A 15,289-nucleotide genomic window follows, 5' to 3' on the forward strand; every position below is an offset into this window, starting at 1 on the left:
CTTGGACAGCAATTTTTGCATCCGGAAAAGTCTGCCGTAACAAAGCTTCGATTTCATGGGCCTGCATTGGCATCGTTGGAGGGTCTCCTTTTCGTTAAGACTGATGTAGAGCGAGACGGAAGTCCTTGCAAGGTTTCGGGGCGCAACTTCTGAGCTACGCTGCCGCTCAAACTCCCCGAGGGGCTTCGAAAAGGGTGAATGGGACCTAGGCGATCTTGTCTGCGAATGCAGAACGGAAGGTGTGCGACAGGGCATTGAGCGGTGCAGATATGTCCGCGAAAGCAACTTCGGGGCCGCCGAAAGTGCCAACTTTCGTGGCGATCACACCGGAGGATTGAGCCTTTTCGAGAAGCTCCGTCACGTTGTCTGGGCGAATTGCGAGAAGGTAGCGAGCTTGATCTTCGCCAAACAGTTGCGCTGTGTCAGAGGTGGCCATCCTGACACCAATATTTGCCGCGTCGGCCATCTCGAAGGCCGCAAGCGCCAGGCCTCCGTCCGACAAATCTGCGGCAGAGGCGATCAGTTTACCGCTGTTGCGCACGAACGTTCCGTTGCGGCGCTCAGCGTCCAGATCGACGTAGGGCGCGTCGCCGTCTTCCCGAGCGAAAGCTTCGGCAAGAAGCGCGGATTGGCCGAGATGTCCACTTGTGACGCCTATCATCACAGCGATGTCGCCGTCTTCTGGCAGCCCCGATATCAAGGCGTCCGACGTTGCAATCAACCCAACTGCACCGATTGTCGGGGTAGGTAGGATGCCCTGCCCGTCAGTTTCGTTATAGAGCGAGACGTTGCCCGAAACGATAGGCGTATCCAGCGCAAGACAGGCCGCGCCGATGCCTTTGATCGCGCCGACGAGCTGGCCCATTATCTCGGGCTTTTCGGGATTACCGAAATTAAGATTATCGGTCGTCGCAAGCGGTGTGGCACCAACTGCAGATAGATTGCGATAGGCTTCGGCGACGGCTTGTTTACCGCCCTCAAATGGATTTGCATTGACATAACGAGGGGTTACGTCGGATGTGAAGGCCAACATCTTTTCGGTACCGTGCACACGGACGATGCCCGCGCCAAGGCCCGGCGCCTGAACTGTGTCGGCCATGACCTGACTGTCGTATTGCTCCCAAACCCAGTGTTTGCGCGCGTAGTTTGGCGAGGTGATCAGTGCGGTAAGGCCTTCGATCGGATCAATTTGCGGGGTGTCTGACAAAGCCGTTGCCGCCGGTGTTTCGATCCATGGGCGATCATATTCCGGAGCGGTTGATGCGAGCTTTGACAGCGGCAAATCCGCCATGACCATTTCGTTGTGGATGATCAGAAAGCGGTCTTCGGCGATGGTTTCGCCGACAATCGCAAAATCGAGGTCCCACTTGTCGAAAATGGCTTTTGCTTCAGTCTCTTTCTCCGGTTTCAGGACCATTAGCATCCGCTCCTGGCTTTCGGACAGCATCATTTCATAGGCGGTCATCGCCTGTTCGCGCACGGGCACGAGGTTGAGATTCAACTTGATGCCCAGCTGGCCCTTGTCACCCATTTCAACGGCCGAACAGGTCAGGCCTGCCGCGCCCATGTCTTGAATGGAAATAACCGCACCAGACGCCATAAGTTCCAGAGTTGCTTCAAGCAGGCGCTTTTCGGTAAATGGGTCGCCGACCTGGACCGTGGGGCGTTTTTCTTCGATTGTATCGTCAAACTCGGCCGATGCCATGGTTGCGCCCCCCACGCCGTCGCGTCCGGTTTTTGCGCCTAGATAGACGACGGGCATGCCGATGCCTGATGCTGCCGAATAGAAGATTTTGTCGGCGTCAGCCAGACCTGCGGCGAATGCGTTCACAAGGCAGTTGCCATTGTAGGCGCGGTGAAAACGAACTTCGCCGCCAATCGTCGGTACTCCGAATGGGTTTCCATACCCGCCGACGCCTTCGACAACGCCCGCAACAAGGCGTTTTGTCTTGGGATGGCTGATCTCGCCAAAAGACAGCGAGTTCATTGCAGCGATAGGGCGCGCGCCCATGGTGAAGACGTCGCGCAGAATGCCGCCGACACCGGTTGCAGCCCCTTGGTAAGGTTCGATATAACTTGGGTGGTTATGGCTTTCCATTTTGAAAACAACGGCTTGTCCATCGCCGATATCGACAATGCCCGCGTTTTCACCGGGCCCGCAGATGACTTGAGGGCCTTCCGTCGGCAAGGTGCGCAGCCATTTTTTTGACGACTTATACGAACAGTGTTCGTTCCACATGGCCGAGAATATACCAAGTTCTGTGAACGTCGGGGCCCGCTCCAGTATGCTGAGAATACTGGCGTATTCGTCGGGCGTAAGGCCATGGGCGGCAATGAGGTCTTGGGTGATGGCGGGCTCGGTCATGGGGTCGGCCTCAAAAGGTCGTTGGCGGAATGGCCAATGTCTTAAAAGACCTGTGCAGGATGGGAAAGCGCGAAAGCGGCCAAGCGCAACAAATGCTGCGCCCTCGTGGTCAGCTTTCGGTTATACCAGCTTGTCTGAGGCGCGCTTTTGCAAGCTGCGCAAAGCTTCGACCGCTTCATCGGCGCGGCGCGCAGGCACGAAGATGTGATCACTGTGGGCCGCTGACACGACATTGGCTGGTATTTCACGCTTTTCCAGCGTTCGAAGCACCGCGCGTGTAACCCCGATTACGTCAGGTGGGATGTTTGCGAACAGGGTGATCTGGCGCAGTGTCAGATCGAAAATCAGGCCAAGGCGCACGGCCTCGGTACGTGGGATGATCAGGGAAACGCCCTGATCTTCTATGAAGAACGCGCGCGCAACGGCCATGGCGTCGCCCGAATCCGCATTATGCAGCATCGAACAGTAAACGAACGTGCCGGGCTGCAAAATCGGAGCCAGGCTAGCAACGCTTTCTTGCAAGGCGCGCTCGGGAGAATAGTCGTCGGTCATATGGCTCACTTACTTAGTTCTCTTGCATTACGCCGCCTTTGGCAGCCTGCAACAATGGGAAATATCCGAAGATTACGTCATTTTTTGGAATGTCGCGCTAACAAGGCTTAATGTGCCTCGGCCCAATTGGCCCCACGGCCCGCGTCGACCGTCAACGGTACTGTTAGATCAATGGCTGGCATCGAGGCATTTTCCATGACGCCTTTTGCAATCGCAATGAGATCATCGGCAGCACTTTCCTCGACCTCGAACAGCAATTCATCATGGACCTGAAGAAGCATCTTGGCGGGTAGTTTCGCAATGGCGTCAGGCATACGGATCATGGCGCGTCGGATCACATCTGCGGCCGTTCCCTGAATAGGCGCATTGATCGCGGCACGTTTGGCAAAACCTGCGTGCGGACCACGATTATTGATCTCGGGCGTGTTGATTTTGCGCCCAAACAGCGTCAGGACGTAGTTGTGTTCTTTTGCGAAGGCGACCGTGTCGTCCATATAGGTTCTAATGCCGGGAAAACGCTCGAAATATCGATCAATAAAGCCCTGTGCCTCGTCGCGCGGGATGCGCAGGTTGCGCGCCAGACCAAAGCCGGAAATACCGTAGATCACGCCAAAATTGATCGCTTTTGCCTGACGGCGCACGTCAGGTGTCATCTCGGCTAGCGGCACATTGAACATCTCGGACGCGGTGGCAGCATGGATGTCCTGCCCCTCAAGGAAGGCTTGCTTCAGGGCGTCAATTTCGGCGATGTGTGCAAGAATGCGAAGCTCAATCTGGCTGTAATCAAGGCTCACCAGCACATGACCCGGAGTGGCGATAAACGCCTCACGAATGCGCCTGCCTTCTTCCGAGCGCACAGGAATGTTTTGTAGGTTGGGATCGGTCGAAGCGAGGCGCCCTGTATTGGCCCCCGCGATCGAGTAGGATGTATGAACACGACCAGTGTCGGTGTTAATGTGATCCTGCAAAGCATCAGTGTAGGTTGATTTCAGCTTTTGAACTTGCCGCCAATCAAGCACTCTCCCGGGCAAATCATGTTCGGTGGCAAGATCCTCAAGCACATCAGCAGGCGTCGAATACTTGCCGGACTTGCCTTTTTTGCCGCCCGGCAGCCCCATGTTTTCAAATAGAATTTCGCCGACTTGTGCGGGGCTTCCGACATTAAAACTATGACCAACAAGCGCATGAATTTCGTCCTCCAACTGCGCCATTTTCTGTGCGAAAGCGTTCGACATCTTCGACAGGACCTCACGGTCAACTTTGATGCCTGTCATTTCCATTTCCGCAAGCACCGGGATCAACGGCCGCTCAAGCGTCTCATAGACAGTCGTCACCTGTTTTTTGTGTAGTTCCGGCTTGAACAACTGCCACAAGCGCAACGTGATGTCGGCGTCTTCGGCGGCGTATTTCACCGCGTCATCCACACCGACACGATCAAAGGTGATCTGTGACTTGCCGGAACCAAGAAGTGTTTTAATCTCAATGGGATGGTGTTCAAGGTAGCTCTCGGAAAGCTGACCCATGCCATGATTGTGAAGCCCTGCGTACATCGCATAAGACATCAGCATGGTGTCATCGATCGGAGCAACATTGACTCCGTAGCGCGCAAAAATCTTGGTGTCGTACTTCATGTTCTGACCGATTTTCAGAATCGAAGGGTCTTCCAGCAGCGGCTTCAGTATCTTAAGTGTTTCCTCAAGATCCAACTGACCCTCAGCCAGTTCATTGGATCCAAACAGATCGTCCACCGGGGACGCCTTATGGGTCAAGGGAATGTAGCACGCCTGCCCTGCCTCGATGCACAGCGATACGCCGACAAGTTCAGCAACCATTTCGTTCAACGAAGTGGTTTCGGTATCAACAGCCACATAGCCGCGCGAACGCGCCTGCGCGATCCATGTTTCCAATACCTTAAAATCGTTCACTTTCGTATAGCCTGTGACATCGAACGGCACAGCCGCAGGCATCGCGGTATCAGCGGACACAGTGCCCTCGATTTCGGGGATCACCGGGACTTCCACGTTCAATGCCTCGGCGATGCGCCGTGTTGTTGTTCGGAATTCCATGGCGCTGAGAAACCCCAGCAGATCTTCGACGACCGGCTCCTTCACCTCAAGCGTTTCTAGAGCATAATCAAGGTCCATCTCGCAGTCGAGCGTCACAAGCGTTTTGGAAAGCAGGATCTGGTCGACGTTGTCAATTAGGGTTTGGCGACGCTTAGGTTGCTTAATCTCTTCCGCGCGTTCAAGAAGCGCTTCTAAAGTACCGTATTCATTTATTAAAAGAGCCGCTGTTTTGACGCCGATCCCAGGTGCACCCGGCACATTGTCGACGCTGTCGCCAGCCAAAGCCTGCACATCAATCACCTTATCCGGCGTGACCCCAAACTTTGCCACCACGCCATCGCTGTCAATACGGGCATTCTTCATAGCATCGAACATTTCGACACCGCCACCAACCAATTGCATAAGGTCCTTGTCAGACGACACGATGGTCACGCGGGCCCCCGCATCCCGCGCCTTGCACGCCAACGTCGCTATGATGTCGTCCGCTTCAAACCCTTCCTGTTCAAGACAGGCAATGTTGAAGGCGCGCGTTGCATCGCGGGTTAGCGGTATTTGCGGGCGCAAATCCTCGGGCATCGCTTCGCGGTTCGCTTTGTATAAGTCATAGAGATCATTGCGAAACGTATGGCTGCCTTTGTCAAAAACTACTGCCGCATGGGTCGGTGCATCCGGGCCCTTGTTGTCCTGAACCGTCTTCCACAACATGTTCACAAAACCCGACACAGCCCCCACCGGAAGCCCGTCCGATTTGCGCGTCAGCGGCGGCAATGCGTGGTAGGCGCGGAAGATGAAGGCGGAACCGTCGATCAGATGCAGGTGATGCCCCTTGCCGAATGCCATGTCTACGCCCCTTATATTTGCTCATCGGTTGATGCCTGAATGCGCTTAACTGCGCAACGGTTTGGACGCGTGTCTCGCGACGGTTTTATCGGCGTTTGGCATTATTGAAGCGTGGCGCCTACAGGCAGAGATTCACGCGTTCCAGACGCGATCTCAGCGCGCCAACGGGCATGAACAACTTCTTGCGGTATCCAGTCATACCGCGTGTCTTCTTGCACTGTGTCCCAGAAAAGCCGCCCACCAAAACGCCAGGGATCCAAGACCATCGCATCGTTAAGCGCGCCACCATTTGGGGTCAAAAGCGCAGTCGAATGATCGATCAGCCAGTCACTTTCCGAATTTGCAATCGCGCGTTTCACGTCCAGTGTCTGGAAATCCTCGGCAAGAAGACGGTTCTCAAGATCTTCGGCCCAATGCCAGCAAAGGCCGCGTGGCCGGAGCCCCATATTGACCTTGGTGTTATGGACCAAGGGCGGGTCGGTAATTCCGTATTCTTGCGCTAAAACAGCCGTATAAGCAAAAGCAATTCTGGCAGCACGCGCCGCTTCTTCGGGGTCGACGTCAGGCCCAAGCGCCAAAAGTCCTGCCTCTAGCCGCGCGACCTCGGCTGGTGCAATATCAGTCGGCCCGTACCTTCCACAGGCCGCCAGAACCAGCATCGCAACCCCGGTCAAAGCCCACTTTATTCCCAGCACTGCCCTGCCCTTTATTCTTGATAACTCCGAGGGCAACGCCCCCGGCGGATCACCTTGCGTCAGCGAAGCGACATCTTACCTGCCTTTGAATAGACCACCAAGGATGCCGCGCACAATGCGTCGCCCCGTTGTTCCCTTCAACTCTTTGACAACCATCTTTGTCAAAACATCACCAAACCCACCGCTGGACCGCTTATCTTTCCGCGAGGTCGATTTTCCGACCCTTTCGCTGTCATAGCGACGCCCGGCTTTGAACTCGCGCTCGGCGTCTTTGGCCTCAACCTCAAGGCGCTCGGCTTTTTCGGCTTCTTCTGCCGCGTCGGCGGCGCGGCCGCGCAAAATCTCGTAGGCGCTGTCCCGATCCTTGAGCGCCTCGTATTTTCCGGCAATCGGCGAACTATTGATGACGTCCTGCCTTTGTGCCGCAGTGATCGGGCCAAGCTGGGACGATGGTGGGCGGATCAAGGTGCGCTCGACTACGCCTGGCGCGCCCTTGGATTGCAGCATTGAAGTGACTGCCTCGCCTACGCCCACTTCGCGGATCGCGTCTTCGGTCGAGAACCGCGGATTGTCGCGGTAGGTTTGCGACGCCTGCTTCAATTGCTTACGGTCCTTGGCTGTGAACGCGCGAAGGGCGTGTTGGATGCGATTGCCAAGCTGACCGAGAATGTCTTCCGGCACGTCAGCCGGGTTCTGCGTCACGAAGTAGACCCCGACACCTTTCGAACGGATCAGTCGTGCCACTTGCTCGACCTTGTCGACCAACGCTTTGGGCGCATCGTCGAACAACAGGTGCGCTTCATCAAAGAAGAAAACGAGGCGTGGCTTGTCTGGGTCGCCAACCTCGGGAAGTTCTTCAAACAGTTCCGACAACAGCCACAAAAGCGATGTCGCATACAGCCGGGGCGCGCTCATAAGTTTGTCGGCAGCAAGGATATTGATCCGTCCGCGCCCATCGGGGTCGGTCCGCATAATGTCGGTCAGCTCAAGCGCTGGTTCTCCAAAAAACTGCGCGCCACCTTGGTTTTCCAACACCAAAAGTTGTCGCTGGATGGCGCCGATCGAAGCGGTCGAGATATTGCCATAGCGGAGCGACAGCTCACTTTTGTTTTTGCCAAGCCAGACAAGCATGGCCTGTAGGTCTTTCAGATCAAGAAGTGGCATCCCGTCTTCATCCGCGACCCGGACAGCAATGTTCAGAACGCCTTCTTGCGCGTTGGTCAGTTCCAACAGGCGCGACAGTAAAAGCGGGCCCATTTCGCTGACGGTTGTGCGAATCGGATGGCCTTGTTGCCCGAAAAGATCCCAAAACGTAACTGGGAAGGCCTCATAGGCGTAGTCCTCAAAGCCGATCGTTCCGGCGCGCTCGGTGAAGGCATCGTGCAGTTTGAACGCTTCGGAACCTGCTCGCGCAATACCCGAAAGGTCCCCTTTGACGTCCGACAAAAACACCGGCACGCCCGCCGAGGCAAAGCCTTCCGCCATGATTTGCAGGGTTACGGTCTTGCCAGTGCCCGTCGCGCCCGCCACCAGCCCATGTCGGTTTGCGTATTTCAGCAAGAGACCCTGGTGAACTGCGTAGTCTTTGCCGCCGCCGCCCATGAAAATCGTTTCTGACACCTGTTGCCCTCGCTTCGATCTTTACCTTCGCGCGCAGAATAACTTGTTGACCTTTATGTGCCAGAGTTAACCTGTTCCAAAAACGCTACCGTCGTCTTTAGAACACTTCCTCCCTGTCGACTGGCCGCGCTTTTTAAACGCGGCCTCCCCCCAACGCGAGGGCTGCCAAAAAGTGAACACAAGACTGTTGACGCAGTCATACGGCTACAATAGCTTGCGGGCAATTAATAAGCTGGCCAGTCCGGCAGGGAGAAATGAAAAGCAGGGTCTGGTTTAAGGGCCCTGTTTTTTATTGCGCCGATGGCAAGTTGCGCAGCGCTGACATTGAATGTGATGGCAAAGGATTGCCGCTGCGCTTTCAGACCGCTGACACGCTTGGGCTGGCGTGCTAAGGGGCGCTTACACGCATTCGAATTCATGGGAGAAAACATGACGAACGTATTGAAAGTTTTATGTTTTGCGCTGGGACTGGGCTTTTTCGGCGCAGCCTTCGCACAATCAGCTGACACGCCAGATGGTGAGAGCGCACCAACCGAAGCAGAAGTCGAAACACCAAGCGAGCCGACACCCGGACAAACCTTTGTCGCTGGGACATTCTCGGATTGGGAGTTGCGGTGCTTGCGACTTGAAAGCGGCGCGGACCGTTGCCAGATGTACCAACTTCTGATCGATGGGACCGGTCAGGCTGTGGCCGAAGTGAACTTCTTTGCAATCCCGCCCGGTGGACCGGCTGAGGCAGGTGCTTCACTGATAACACCGCTAGAAACGCTTTTGACAGCAGACCTGCGGCTTGCGGTGGATTTAGGCGAGATACGCCGCTATCCGTACAGCTTTTGCACAACTGAAGGGTGCGTGGCGCGGCTTGGCTTCACGCCCGAGGAAATCGCGGAGTTTAAGCGCGGTGTGACAGGCAAAGTGACGATTGTTCCCGCCCTGGCGCCAGATCAGACCGTTGATCTGACAATGTCACTGTCGGGCTTCACCGCAGCTTACAACGATCTTCGCACGCGCGCAGGTCTTTGATACCGGCGTCGGGGGCGATCAAGTCCCCGACATCCGCCGGATCGCGCCAACAAGCTGCGCGGTCGAACCGTCTTTTCCTTCTGTTCCAACTTCGCCTGCGACGACAGGCTCAAGCGCTTTGGCAAGCTCTTTGCCAAGCTCGACGCCCCATTGGTCAAAAGAATTGATACCTAAAATCGCGCCTTCCACGAAGACACGATGCTCGTACAGCGCTACGATCTGACCCAGAACAAACGGCGTCAACTTGGGATAAACAAGTGTCGTTGAGGGGCGATTTCCTGGGAAGACGCGGTGTGCGGCTTGTCGTTCCAGTTCGGCCCCTTCAAATGAACCTGACACAATGGCCCGGGCTTCATCCATTGAGCGACCCCGCATCAAGGCCTCGGATTGAGCAAGGCAGTTGGCGACCAAAAGCCGGTGTTGATGGGCCAGATCGTCCTCGAATCCCTCGGCTCCAACCATAAACTCACACGGCACAACGCGCGTACCCTGATGGATCAATTGGTAAAATGCGTGCTGTCCGTTCGTGCCGGGTTCCCCCCAAACAATCGGGCCAGAGTTCTCGGCGAGGCGCGCGCCATCCATCCCAGTGCTCTTGCCGTTGCTCTCCATTTCCAACTGCTGAAGATAGGCCGGAAGCCGCACGAGCCTTTGTTCATAAGGCAGAACTGCACGAGTTGCGTGACCAAGCCCCTGATTATGCCAGATGCCAGTCAGCGCGAGCATGACGGGCAAATTCTCCAAAGGTTCGGCGGCGCGGAAATGCGTGTCCATCCACTGTCCGCCCTTCAAAAAGGCGCGAAAACTATCGGCGCCAGTTGCAATCATTAGTCCAAGCCCAATCGGACCCCAAATAGAATAGCGCCCCCCAACCCAGTCCTCGAAACCGAAAACCCGCGAGGCATCAATCCCGAAAGCTGCTGTCTTGTCAGCCGCCGTGGAAAGAGCGGCGAATTGAGCCGCCGGATTTGTCACTTTCTCGCTCATCCAGACCTTGGCGGTGGCGGCGTTTGTCATGGTTTCGATGGTGGTGAAGGTTTTCGATGCGACAATGACCAAGGTCGTCCTAGGGTCAATGCCGCGCAGCGTGTCCGCGATATGCGCGGCATCGACGTTTGATACGTAGTGGCAGCGCGGCCCGTCGTGATACGGCGCTAGCGCAAGCGTGGCCATCGCCGGACCAAGGTCCGAGCCACCAATGCCAATATTGACGACATCGGTGATCTTGCCGCCTTCGCCGACGAAACGTCCCTCGCGGACGTCTGCGGCAAAAGCCTCCATCCGCTGAAGTGTTTCCAGAACACCGGGCATCACATCAGCGCCATCCAGCATCACTGGCGGGCCATCCAGATTGCGCAGGGCAGTATGAAGCACCGCACGGCCTTCAGTTTCGTTTATTTTGTCGCCGCGAAACATCGCCTCGCGCCGCGCGTCAACTTGGCCCGCGTCGTAAAGGTCAAGCAGCACTTGGCGTCCTGCCGCGTCAATTGAGGTCTTGGAATAATCGAACAGCATGTCGCCTGCATTGATCGAAAATGCGCGCGCGCGCTCTGGGTCGCTAAAACGATCAAAGATCGGAGTCTCGGCGGCGGTTTTGGCCGCTGATTTCAGCTTACTAAAGTCCATATTGTCCTCTTACGGCGCCCAATGCACAGTCGCGCCGCTTAAAACGGTCACGATCGGCGCGTCTTCAGGTGTGAGTTTGCGGGCACGATCGACGGCGGCGCGTTTCTCATCCCCTGTGATCAAAACATGCGTGGTCATTGCCCCCTTCAAGACCGGCGCGGTCAGTGAAAGGCGCGGTTCAAGTTCGCCCCCAGGTGGCGTGAGGGCCATCAAAGGTGGCGCGTCATTTGCGAGGGCTTCATGCAATTCAGGTGCGCCGGGGAAGAGAGAAGCCGTATGCATGTCCGCGCCCATGCCAAGCAGCAGGATAGAAAGGGGAAGCTCTTTTGTAAGCCTGTCGCGCACTGCGGTCCAATCAGCTTCGGTTTCCGGCACCAAGCGCACGAACTTCGCCACCGAGGCGCGCGCAGTCAGTAGGCGTTCGCGCACTAAGCGCTCGTTCGAGCGGGGATGATCGGACGGCACCCGGCGCTCGTCGGTCAACAACACATGCACCCGCGACCAGTCGAGGTCTGCGGCGGACAATGCGTCAAACACCGGCCCCGGCGTCGATCCGCCAGGGACCGCAAGCGACGCCCAAGAGTGCTCCAAAAGGCATGTGCTCAGTTCGCCCGCGATCTGGTTCGCAAGGTCGATCATCATCATTTCGGAGTCAGGGTATGTTTCGAGATGCATGTGCGCCTTTCCGGCCCCGAAAAATCAGGCCTTTATCTCAAGCCAACGACGACCCTCGCGATGCATCAACACTGCGGCGTCTTCCGGGCCGGTCGTCTCAACGTCATAAGGTTTGGGGCGATCTCCGCGACTTGTCCAGTCCTTGATAATCGGATCAGTCCAGGCCCAAGCCGCCTCGACCTCGTCGCCACGCATAAACAGCGTCTGGTTGCCGCGGATCACGTCCATGATCAGCCGCTCGTAGGCGTCGGGCACATCTTCGGCCTCGGGTCCAAGCGCGTTGGCGAAGGTCATATCCAAAGGCACGTCCACAAGCCGCATGCCACCGGGGCCGGGTTCCTTGATCGTCACGCCAAGGGTGATGCCCTCGTTCGGCTGCAGACGGATCGATAGTATGTTGCGGTGCCGACCGCTATCCTTGTCGAAGATCGAGTGCGGTGTCTCTTTAAAAACAATCGAAATTTCAGAGGCCCGCGCCTTCAGCCGCTTGCCGGTGCGCAAATAAAACGGCACGCCGGCCCACCGCCAGTTTGAAATGGCCAACTTCATAGCAATGAAGCTTTCGGTGATGCTACTGCGGTTTTCGACCTCTTCAAGATAGCTTTCACCGGCTTTGTTAGACTCGTATTGCCCTCGCACAATGTCATCGCGTTCAGGTGGATCCAGCGCGCGAATAACCTTCAACTTTTCATCCCGAACCGAGTCGGGGTCGAAACGTGCAGGCGGCTCCATCGCGATCAGGCATAAAAGCTGCATCAGATGGTTTTGGACCATATCCCGCATCGCGCCGGACGTGTCGTAATAGGCTCCCCTTCCCCCGACACCGACGGTTTCGGCAACGGTGATTTGCACGTGATCTACGTACTGAGCGTTCCAAAGGGGCTCGAACAACATATTGCCAAAGCGGACAGCCATCAGGTTTTGCACGGTTTCCTTGCCAAGATAATGGTCGATCCGGTAAATCTGACTTTCGTCAAAATGGTCGCGCAGAGTGGCGTTCAGGGTCTTGGCGCTTTCCAGATCGCGACCGAAGGGCTTTTCGACAACGATCCGCGCGGTTGGCCCGGCGATATTATGCGCGTGCAGGCGTTCAGCCAACGAGCTAAAAAGGCCTGGCGCGACCGAAAAGTAAAAGGCCTGCACCGTATCTTTGTCTTTGCGCACCAGCTTTTTCAGCGCGGACCAGCCATCGTTGCCAGTAGCTTCGATGCGCACATAGTGCAGGCGGTCCAAAAAGCCTTTCACGTCCTTGGTGGATCGTGCGGCTTCGGGGAGGAATTCCTCAAGAGCGCCCTTGATGTCCTTGCGAAACGACGAATCGGTCAAATCCGAGCGCGCAGCCCCAATAATTCGCGATTGAGCCGGCATCTGGCCCGAACAGAACCGACGAAACAAACCGGGCAAGATCTTGCGGCGAGCAAGATCTCCGGTTCCTCCGAAAATCACAAGGTCGAAGTCTTCGACCGGGATGACGCGCGACACCATAAGACGGCTCCTTCCAGAATTCGCAATTGCGGTGTTACCGCTAACAAAATCTCACCCGCACGCGATACCCTCATATGTTGCACAAGTCTAGCCACCCACACCATCATCACAAGTCTGTCACGTATCTTGCGCAGATCTTTATGTAGCAGAGGGTTGCGACTAGGTAGTCTTCAAATGCAGAACGTTGGGCGCTATGAAAGACCAATTATTTTCCGAAATTACTACAGAGAAGTTCCGTGATCCATTGGTGACGGCAAAGGGAGATGAACGCGCCGTGGTGGCGTTGACCAATCCGGAGACGCTTTGGTTCAATACCGGCACGCTTTGTAACATTGAATGCGTGAATTGTTACATCGCCTCGTCGCCGTCCAACGACCGGCTGGTTTACATTACTGCAGATGAAGTAAGCGATTACCTTGATCAGCTGGATGACCGCAACTGGGGCGTGCGCGAGATCGCCTTCACCGGCGGCGAACCCTTTATGAACCCCGAAATGATCGAAATCACGCGCAGGTCGCTGGCGCGCGGCTATGAAGTCCTGATCCTGACCAATGCGATGCGCCCGATGATGCGCAAATCTACGCAATCGGGACTGGCGTCGTTGGTGGCAGAATACGGCGACAAGCTTACGCTGCGCATTTCAGTCGACCATTGGTCTGCCAAACATCACGACTTAGAACGCGGCGCTGGTGCTTTTGAGAAAACACTTACCGGCATGCGCTGGCTTCGCGACGCCGGCATCCGTATGGCAGTCGCGGGGCGGACGGTTTGGGGTGAAAGTGATGCGCAATCACGTGCCGGGTATGCCGCACTTTACGCTCGCGAAAGATTTGCAATTTTGGCCAAGGATACTGGTCAGACCGTTTTGTTCCCTGAGATGGACGAAAGCGTGGATGTGCCCGAAATTACAACGGCTTGCTGGGATATCCTAAAAATTACCCCGACCAGTGTGATGTGCGCGAATTCCCGCATGGTGGTAAAACGGCGCGGCGCTGAAAAGCCGGCGGTTCTTGCCTGTACCTTGCTGCCCTATGAGCCTGAGTTTGAGCTTGGGAAAACGTTGGCGGAGGCCGAAACATCTGTGCGTTTGAACCATCCCCACTGCGCGAAATTCTGTGTTTTGGGAGGAGCCAGTTGTTCCGCCTGATCGCGGCTATTCTTCAAGTTCCGCATCCCAATACAGAAAATCGAGCCATGTGTCGTGCAGATGGTTCGGTGGAAACTTTCGCCCATGATTGCGAAGCTCTTCAGCCGCAGGGCGCCGGGGTGGTTTAAGCAAAGCCATGCCGACCTCACGCAGGGACTTTGATCCCTTTTTAAGATTGCAGCGCGAACAGGCGGCAACCACATTTTCCCAACTTGTAACTCCGCCGCGTGCACGCGGGACAACGTGATCGAACGTCAGATCACCGCGAGCGCCGCAGTATTGGCAACAAAATTTGTCCCGCAGAAAAAGATTGAAGCGCGTGAAGGCTACACGTTTTTGCGGTTTGATATAGTCTTTCAGAACAACGACAGACGGAATCTTTATCTCGACCGATGGGCTTCGCACGACTTCGTCGTATTCCGCAACGATCTGAACCCGATCAAGGTAGACGGCCTTCACCGCTTCCTGCCAGGGCCACAAAGAAAGTGGATAATAGGATAAAGGGCGATAGTCCGCGTTCAGGACCAATGCCGGTTTGTGACGCAGACTGCCGGGTTCACGCACGAAACTCGTTCTGAAGTCGCCGTCCATTCTTATGCTCACCTCTGACCAATGTCCGGTTTTGCACGAAGCAATCGCTGTCGCCTCACGCCTTGGCGCCAACTATATATAGGGCTTAAAATCGTGCAAGTCCCACGATGGGGCGATCTGCTGAAAGCGGTGCCTTGGATTTTGGACCGCTAAGAAATGGGCGTGAGCCAACCCATCGACGCGGTCTTCATGTGTGTTCAGCAATGGCATTTGACGTGGCGGCCTTTTCCCAAAAGACCTGCCCCGCCGCGTCCTGCATCCTTTTCCTGGTACATATGCATATCCGCCAGAGACAATACCGCACCAAGATTGTCTTGCTGCGCCATTTCAACAGCTCCAACATAGGCCGTGATGTTTAAAGCCTGGTCGGCGTCGGCAAGATTGATCTCGGCGCCTACGCAAAGACCTACGCCGATCAAACGCGCCGTATCAATCGGAGAATCGATCAGAAAAGTTGCAAATTTCTTGCGTCCCAACCGTCCGACCAAATCTTCACTTCGAACCTGATCGCGCAAGACGTCGGCAATAGCGCGCGCGTAATCGTCGCCAAAGGTTTGGCCGTAGGTGTCATTCACATTTTTGAAGTTATCAAGATCAAGCATCA

The 15,289-nt window shown here is 55.9% G+C and carries 12 protein-coding genes; 2 read left to right on the forward strand and 10 right to left on the reverse strand.

The features are described from left to right. Positions 1–205 precede the first annotated feature (205 nt). From purL to AC221Y_RS10535, 5 genes are all read right to left on the reverse strand, one after another. The gene (gene purL, locus AC221Y_RS10515) at positions 206–2,365 is read right to left on the reverse strand and encodes a phosphoribosylformylglycinamidine synthase subunit PurL (protein ID WP_486707299.1); all 2,160 of its coding nucleotides are present in this window, start codon (positions 2,363–2,365) and stop codon (positions 206–208) included. 120 nt (positions 2,366–2,485) lie between these two features. Further along, positions 2,486–2,917 carry an ACT domain-containing protein gene (locus tag AC221Y_RS10520; RefSeq protein WP_299757000.1) on the reverse strand — a complete coding sequence of 144 codons (432 nt, stop codon included), beginning with the start codon at positions 2,915–2,917 and terminating at the stop codon, positions 2,486–2,488. A 107-nt stretch (positions 2,918–3,024) separates the two neighbouring features. Next, positions 3,025–5,823, reverse strand: coding sequence for a DNA polymerase I (gene polA / locus AC221Y_RS10525; RefSeq protein WP_486707300.1), 2,799 nt, complete (start codon positions 5,821–5,823; stop codon positions 3,025–3,027). Between the two features lie 101 nt (positions 5,824–5,924). Next, entirely contained in the window at positions 5,925–6,518 is a 594-nt protein-coding gene (locus tag AC221Y_RS10530) for a hypothetical protein (protein WP_299756996.1), read from the reverse strand. Between the two features lie 75 nt (positions 6,519–6,593). After that, positions 6,594–8,138 carry a helicase HerA-like domain-containing protein gene (locus tag AC221Y_RS10535; protein WP_299750479.1) on the reverse strand — a complete coding sequence of 515 codons (1,545 nt, stop codon included), beginning with the start codon at positions 8,136–8,138 and terminating at the stop codon, positions 6,594–6,596. A 429-nt stretch (positions 8,139–8,567) separates the two neighbouring features. Here AC221Y_RS10535 and AC221Y_RS10540 point away from each other — a divergent pair, with 429 nt between their 5' ends. Further along, complete coding sequence (locus AC221Y_RS10540; RefSeq protein WP_299750482.1) at positions 8,568–9,161, forward strand: invasion associated locus B family protein; 594 nt, start codon at positions 8,568–8,570, stop codon at positions 9,159–9,161. An 18-nt stretch (positions 9,162–9,179) separates the two neighbouring features. Here the strand turns inward: AC221Y_RS10540 and pgi are convergent, their stop codons facing one another. The 3 genes from pgi to zwf are packed head-to-tail and all read right to left on the reverse strand — an operon-like array spanning position 9,180 to position 12,947. Next, positions 9,180–10,787 carry a glucose-6-phosphate isomerase gene (gene pgi / locus AC221Y_RS10545; RefSeq protein ID WP_486707301.1) on the reverse strand — a complete coding sequence of 536 codons (1,608 nt, stop codon included), beginning with the start codon at positions 10,785–10,787 and terminating at the stop codon, positions 9,180–9,182. A 9-nt stretch (positions 10,788–10,796) separates the two neighbouring features. After that, positions 10,797–11,462 (reverse strand): 6-phosphogluconolactonase, encoded by a 666-nt coding sequence (gene pgl / locus AC221Y_RS10550; RefSeq protein WP_299758340.1) that lies wholly within the window; start codon positions 11,460–11,462, stop codon positions 10,797–10,799. A gap of 24 nt (positions 11,463–11,486) precedes the next feature. Beyond that, positions 11,487–12,947, reverse strand: a complete 1,461-nt coding sequence (zwf, locus tag AC221Y_RS10555) for a glucose-6-phosphate dehydrogenase (RefSeq protein ID WP_486707302.1) — start codon at positions 12,945–12,947, stop codon at positions 11,487–11,489. 193 nt (positions 12,948–13,140) lie between these two features. On the opposite strand from zwf, the gene AC221Y_RS10560 reads away from it, so the two are divergent. After that, positions 13,141–14,094, forward strand: coding sequence for a radical SAM protein (locus AC221Y_RS10560; RefSeq protein WP_299758345.1), 954 nt, complete (start codon positions 13,141–13,143; stop codon positions 14,092–14,094). Positions 14,095–14,100: 6 nt separating this feature from the next. Here the strand turns inward: AC221Y_RS10560 and AC221Y_RS10565 are convergent, their stop codons facing one another. Continuing rightward, complete coding sequence (locus AC221Y_RS10565) at positions 14,101–14,685, reverse strand: HNH endonuclease (protein WP_299758348.1); 585 nt, start codon at positions 14,683–14,685, stop codon at positions 14,101–14,103. Positions 14,686–14,882: 197 nt separating this feature from the next. After that, positions 14,883–15,289 (reverse strand): GGDEF domain-containing protein (locus AC221Y_RS10570; protein ID WP_486707303.1); only part of this gene is annotated, 407 nt, incomplete at its 5' end.

The organism is Boseongicola sp. (assembly GCF_057460485.1).

What these genes read in the sequence shown, in the direction of transcription:
- pgl (WP_299758340.1), bottom strand. Translation starts at nt 11,462, where the DNA reads ATGCATCTCGAAACATACCCTGACTCCGAAATGATGATGATCGACCTT.
- pgi (WP_486707301.1), bottom strand. Translation starts at nt 10,787, where the DNA reads ATGGACTTTAGTAAGCTGAAATCAGCGGCCAAAACCGCCGCCGAGACT.
- purL (WP_486707299.1), bottom strand. Translation starts at nt 2,365, where the DNA reads ATGACCGAGCCCGCCATCACCCAAGACCTCATTGCCGCCCATGGCCTT.
- AC221Y_RS10540 (WP_299750482.1), top strand. Translation starts at nt 8,568, where the DNA reads ATGACGAACGTATTGAAAGTTTTATGTTTTGCGCTGGGACTGGGCTTT.
- AC221Y_RS10560 (WP_299758345.1), top strand. Translation starts at nt 13,141, where the DNA reads ATGAAAGACCAATTATTTTCCGAAATTACTACAGAGAAGTTCCGTGAT.
- AC221Y_RS10520 (WP_299757000.1), bottom strand. Translation starts at nt 2,917, where the DNA reads ATGACCGACGACTATTCTCCCGAGCGCGCCTTGCAAGAAAGCGTTGCT.
- AC221Y_RS10565 (WP_299758348.1), bottom strand. Translation starts at nt 14,685, where the DNA reads ATGGACGGCGACTTCAGAACGAGTTTCGTGCGTGAACCCGGCAGTCTG.
- polA (WP_486707300.1), bottom strand. Translation starts at nt 5,823, where the DNA reads ATGGCATTCGGCAAGGGGCATCACCTGCATCTGATCGACGGTTCCGCC.
- zwf (WP_486707302.1), bottom strand. Translation starts at nt 12,947, where the DNA reads ATGGTGTCGCGCGTCATCCCGGTCGAAGACTTCGACCTTGTGATTTTC.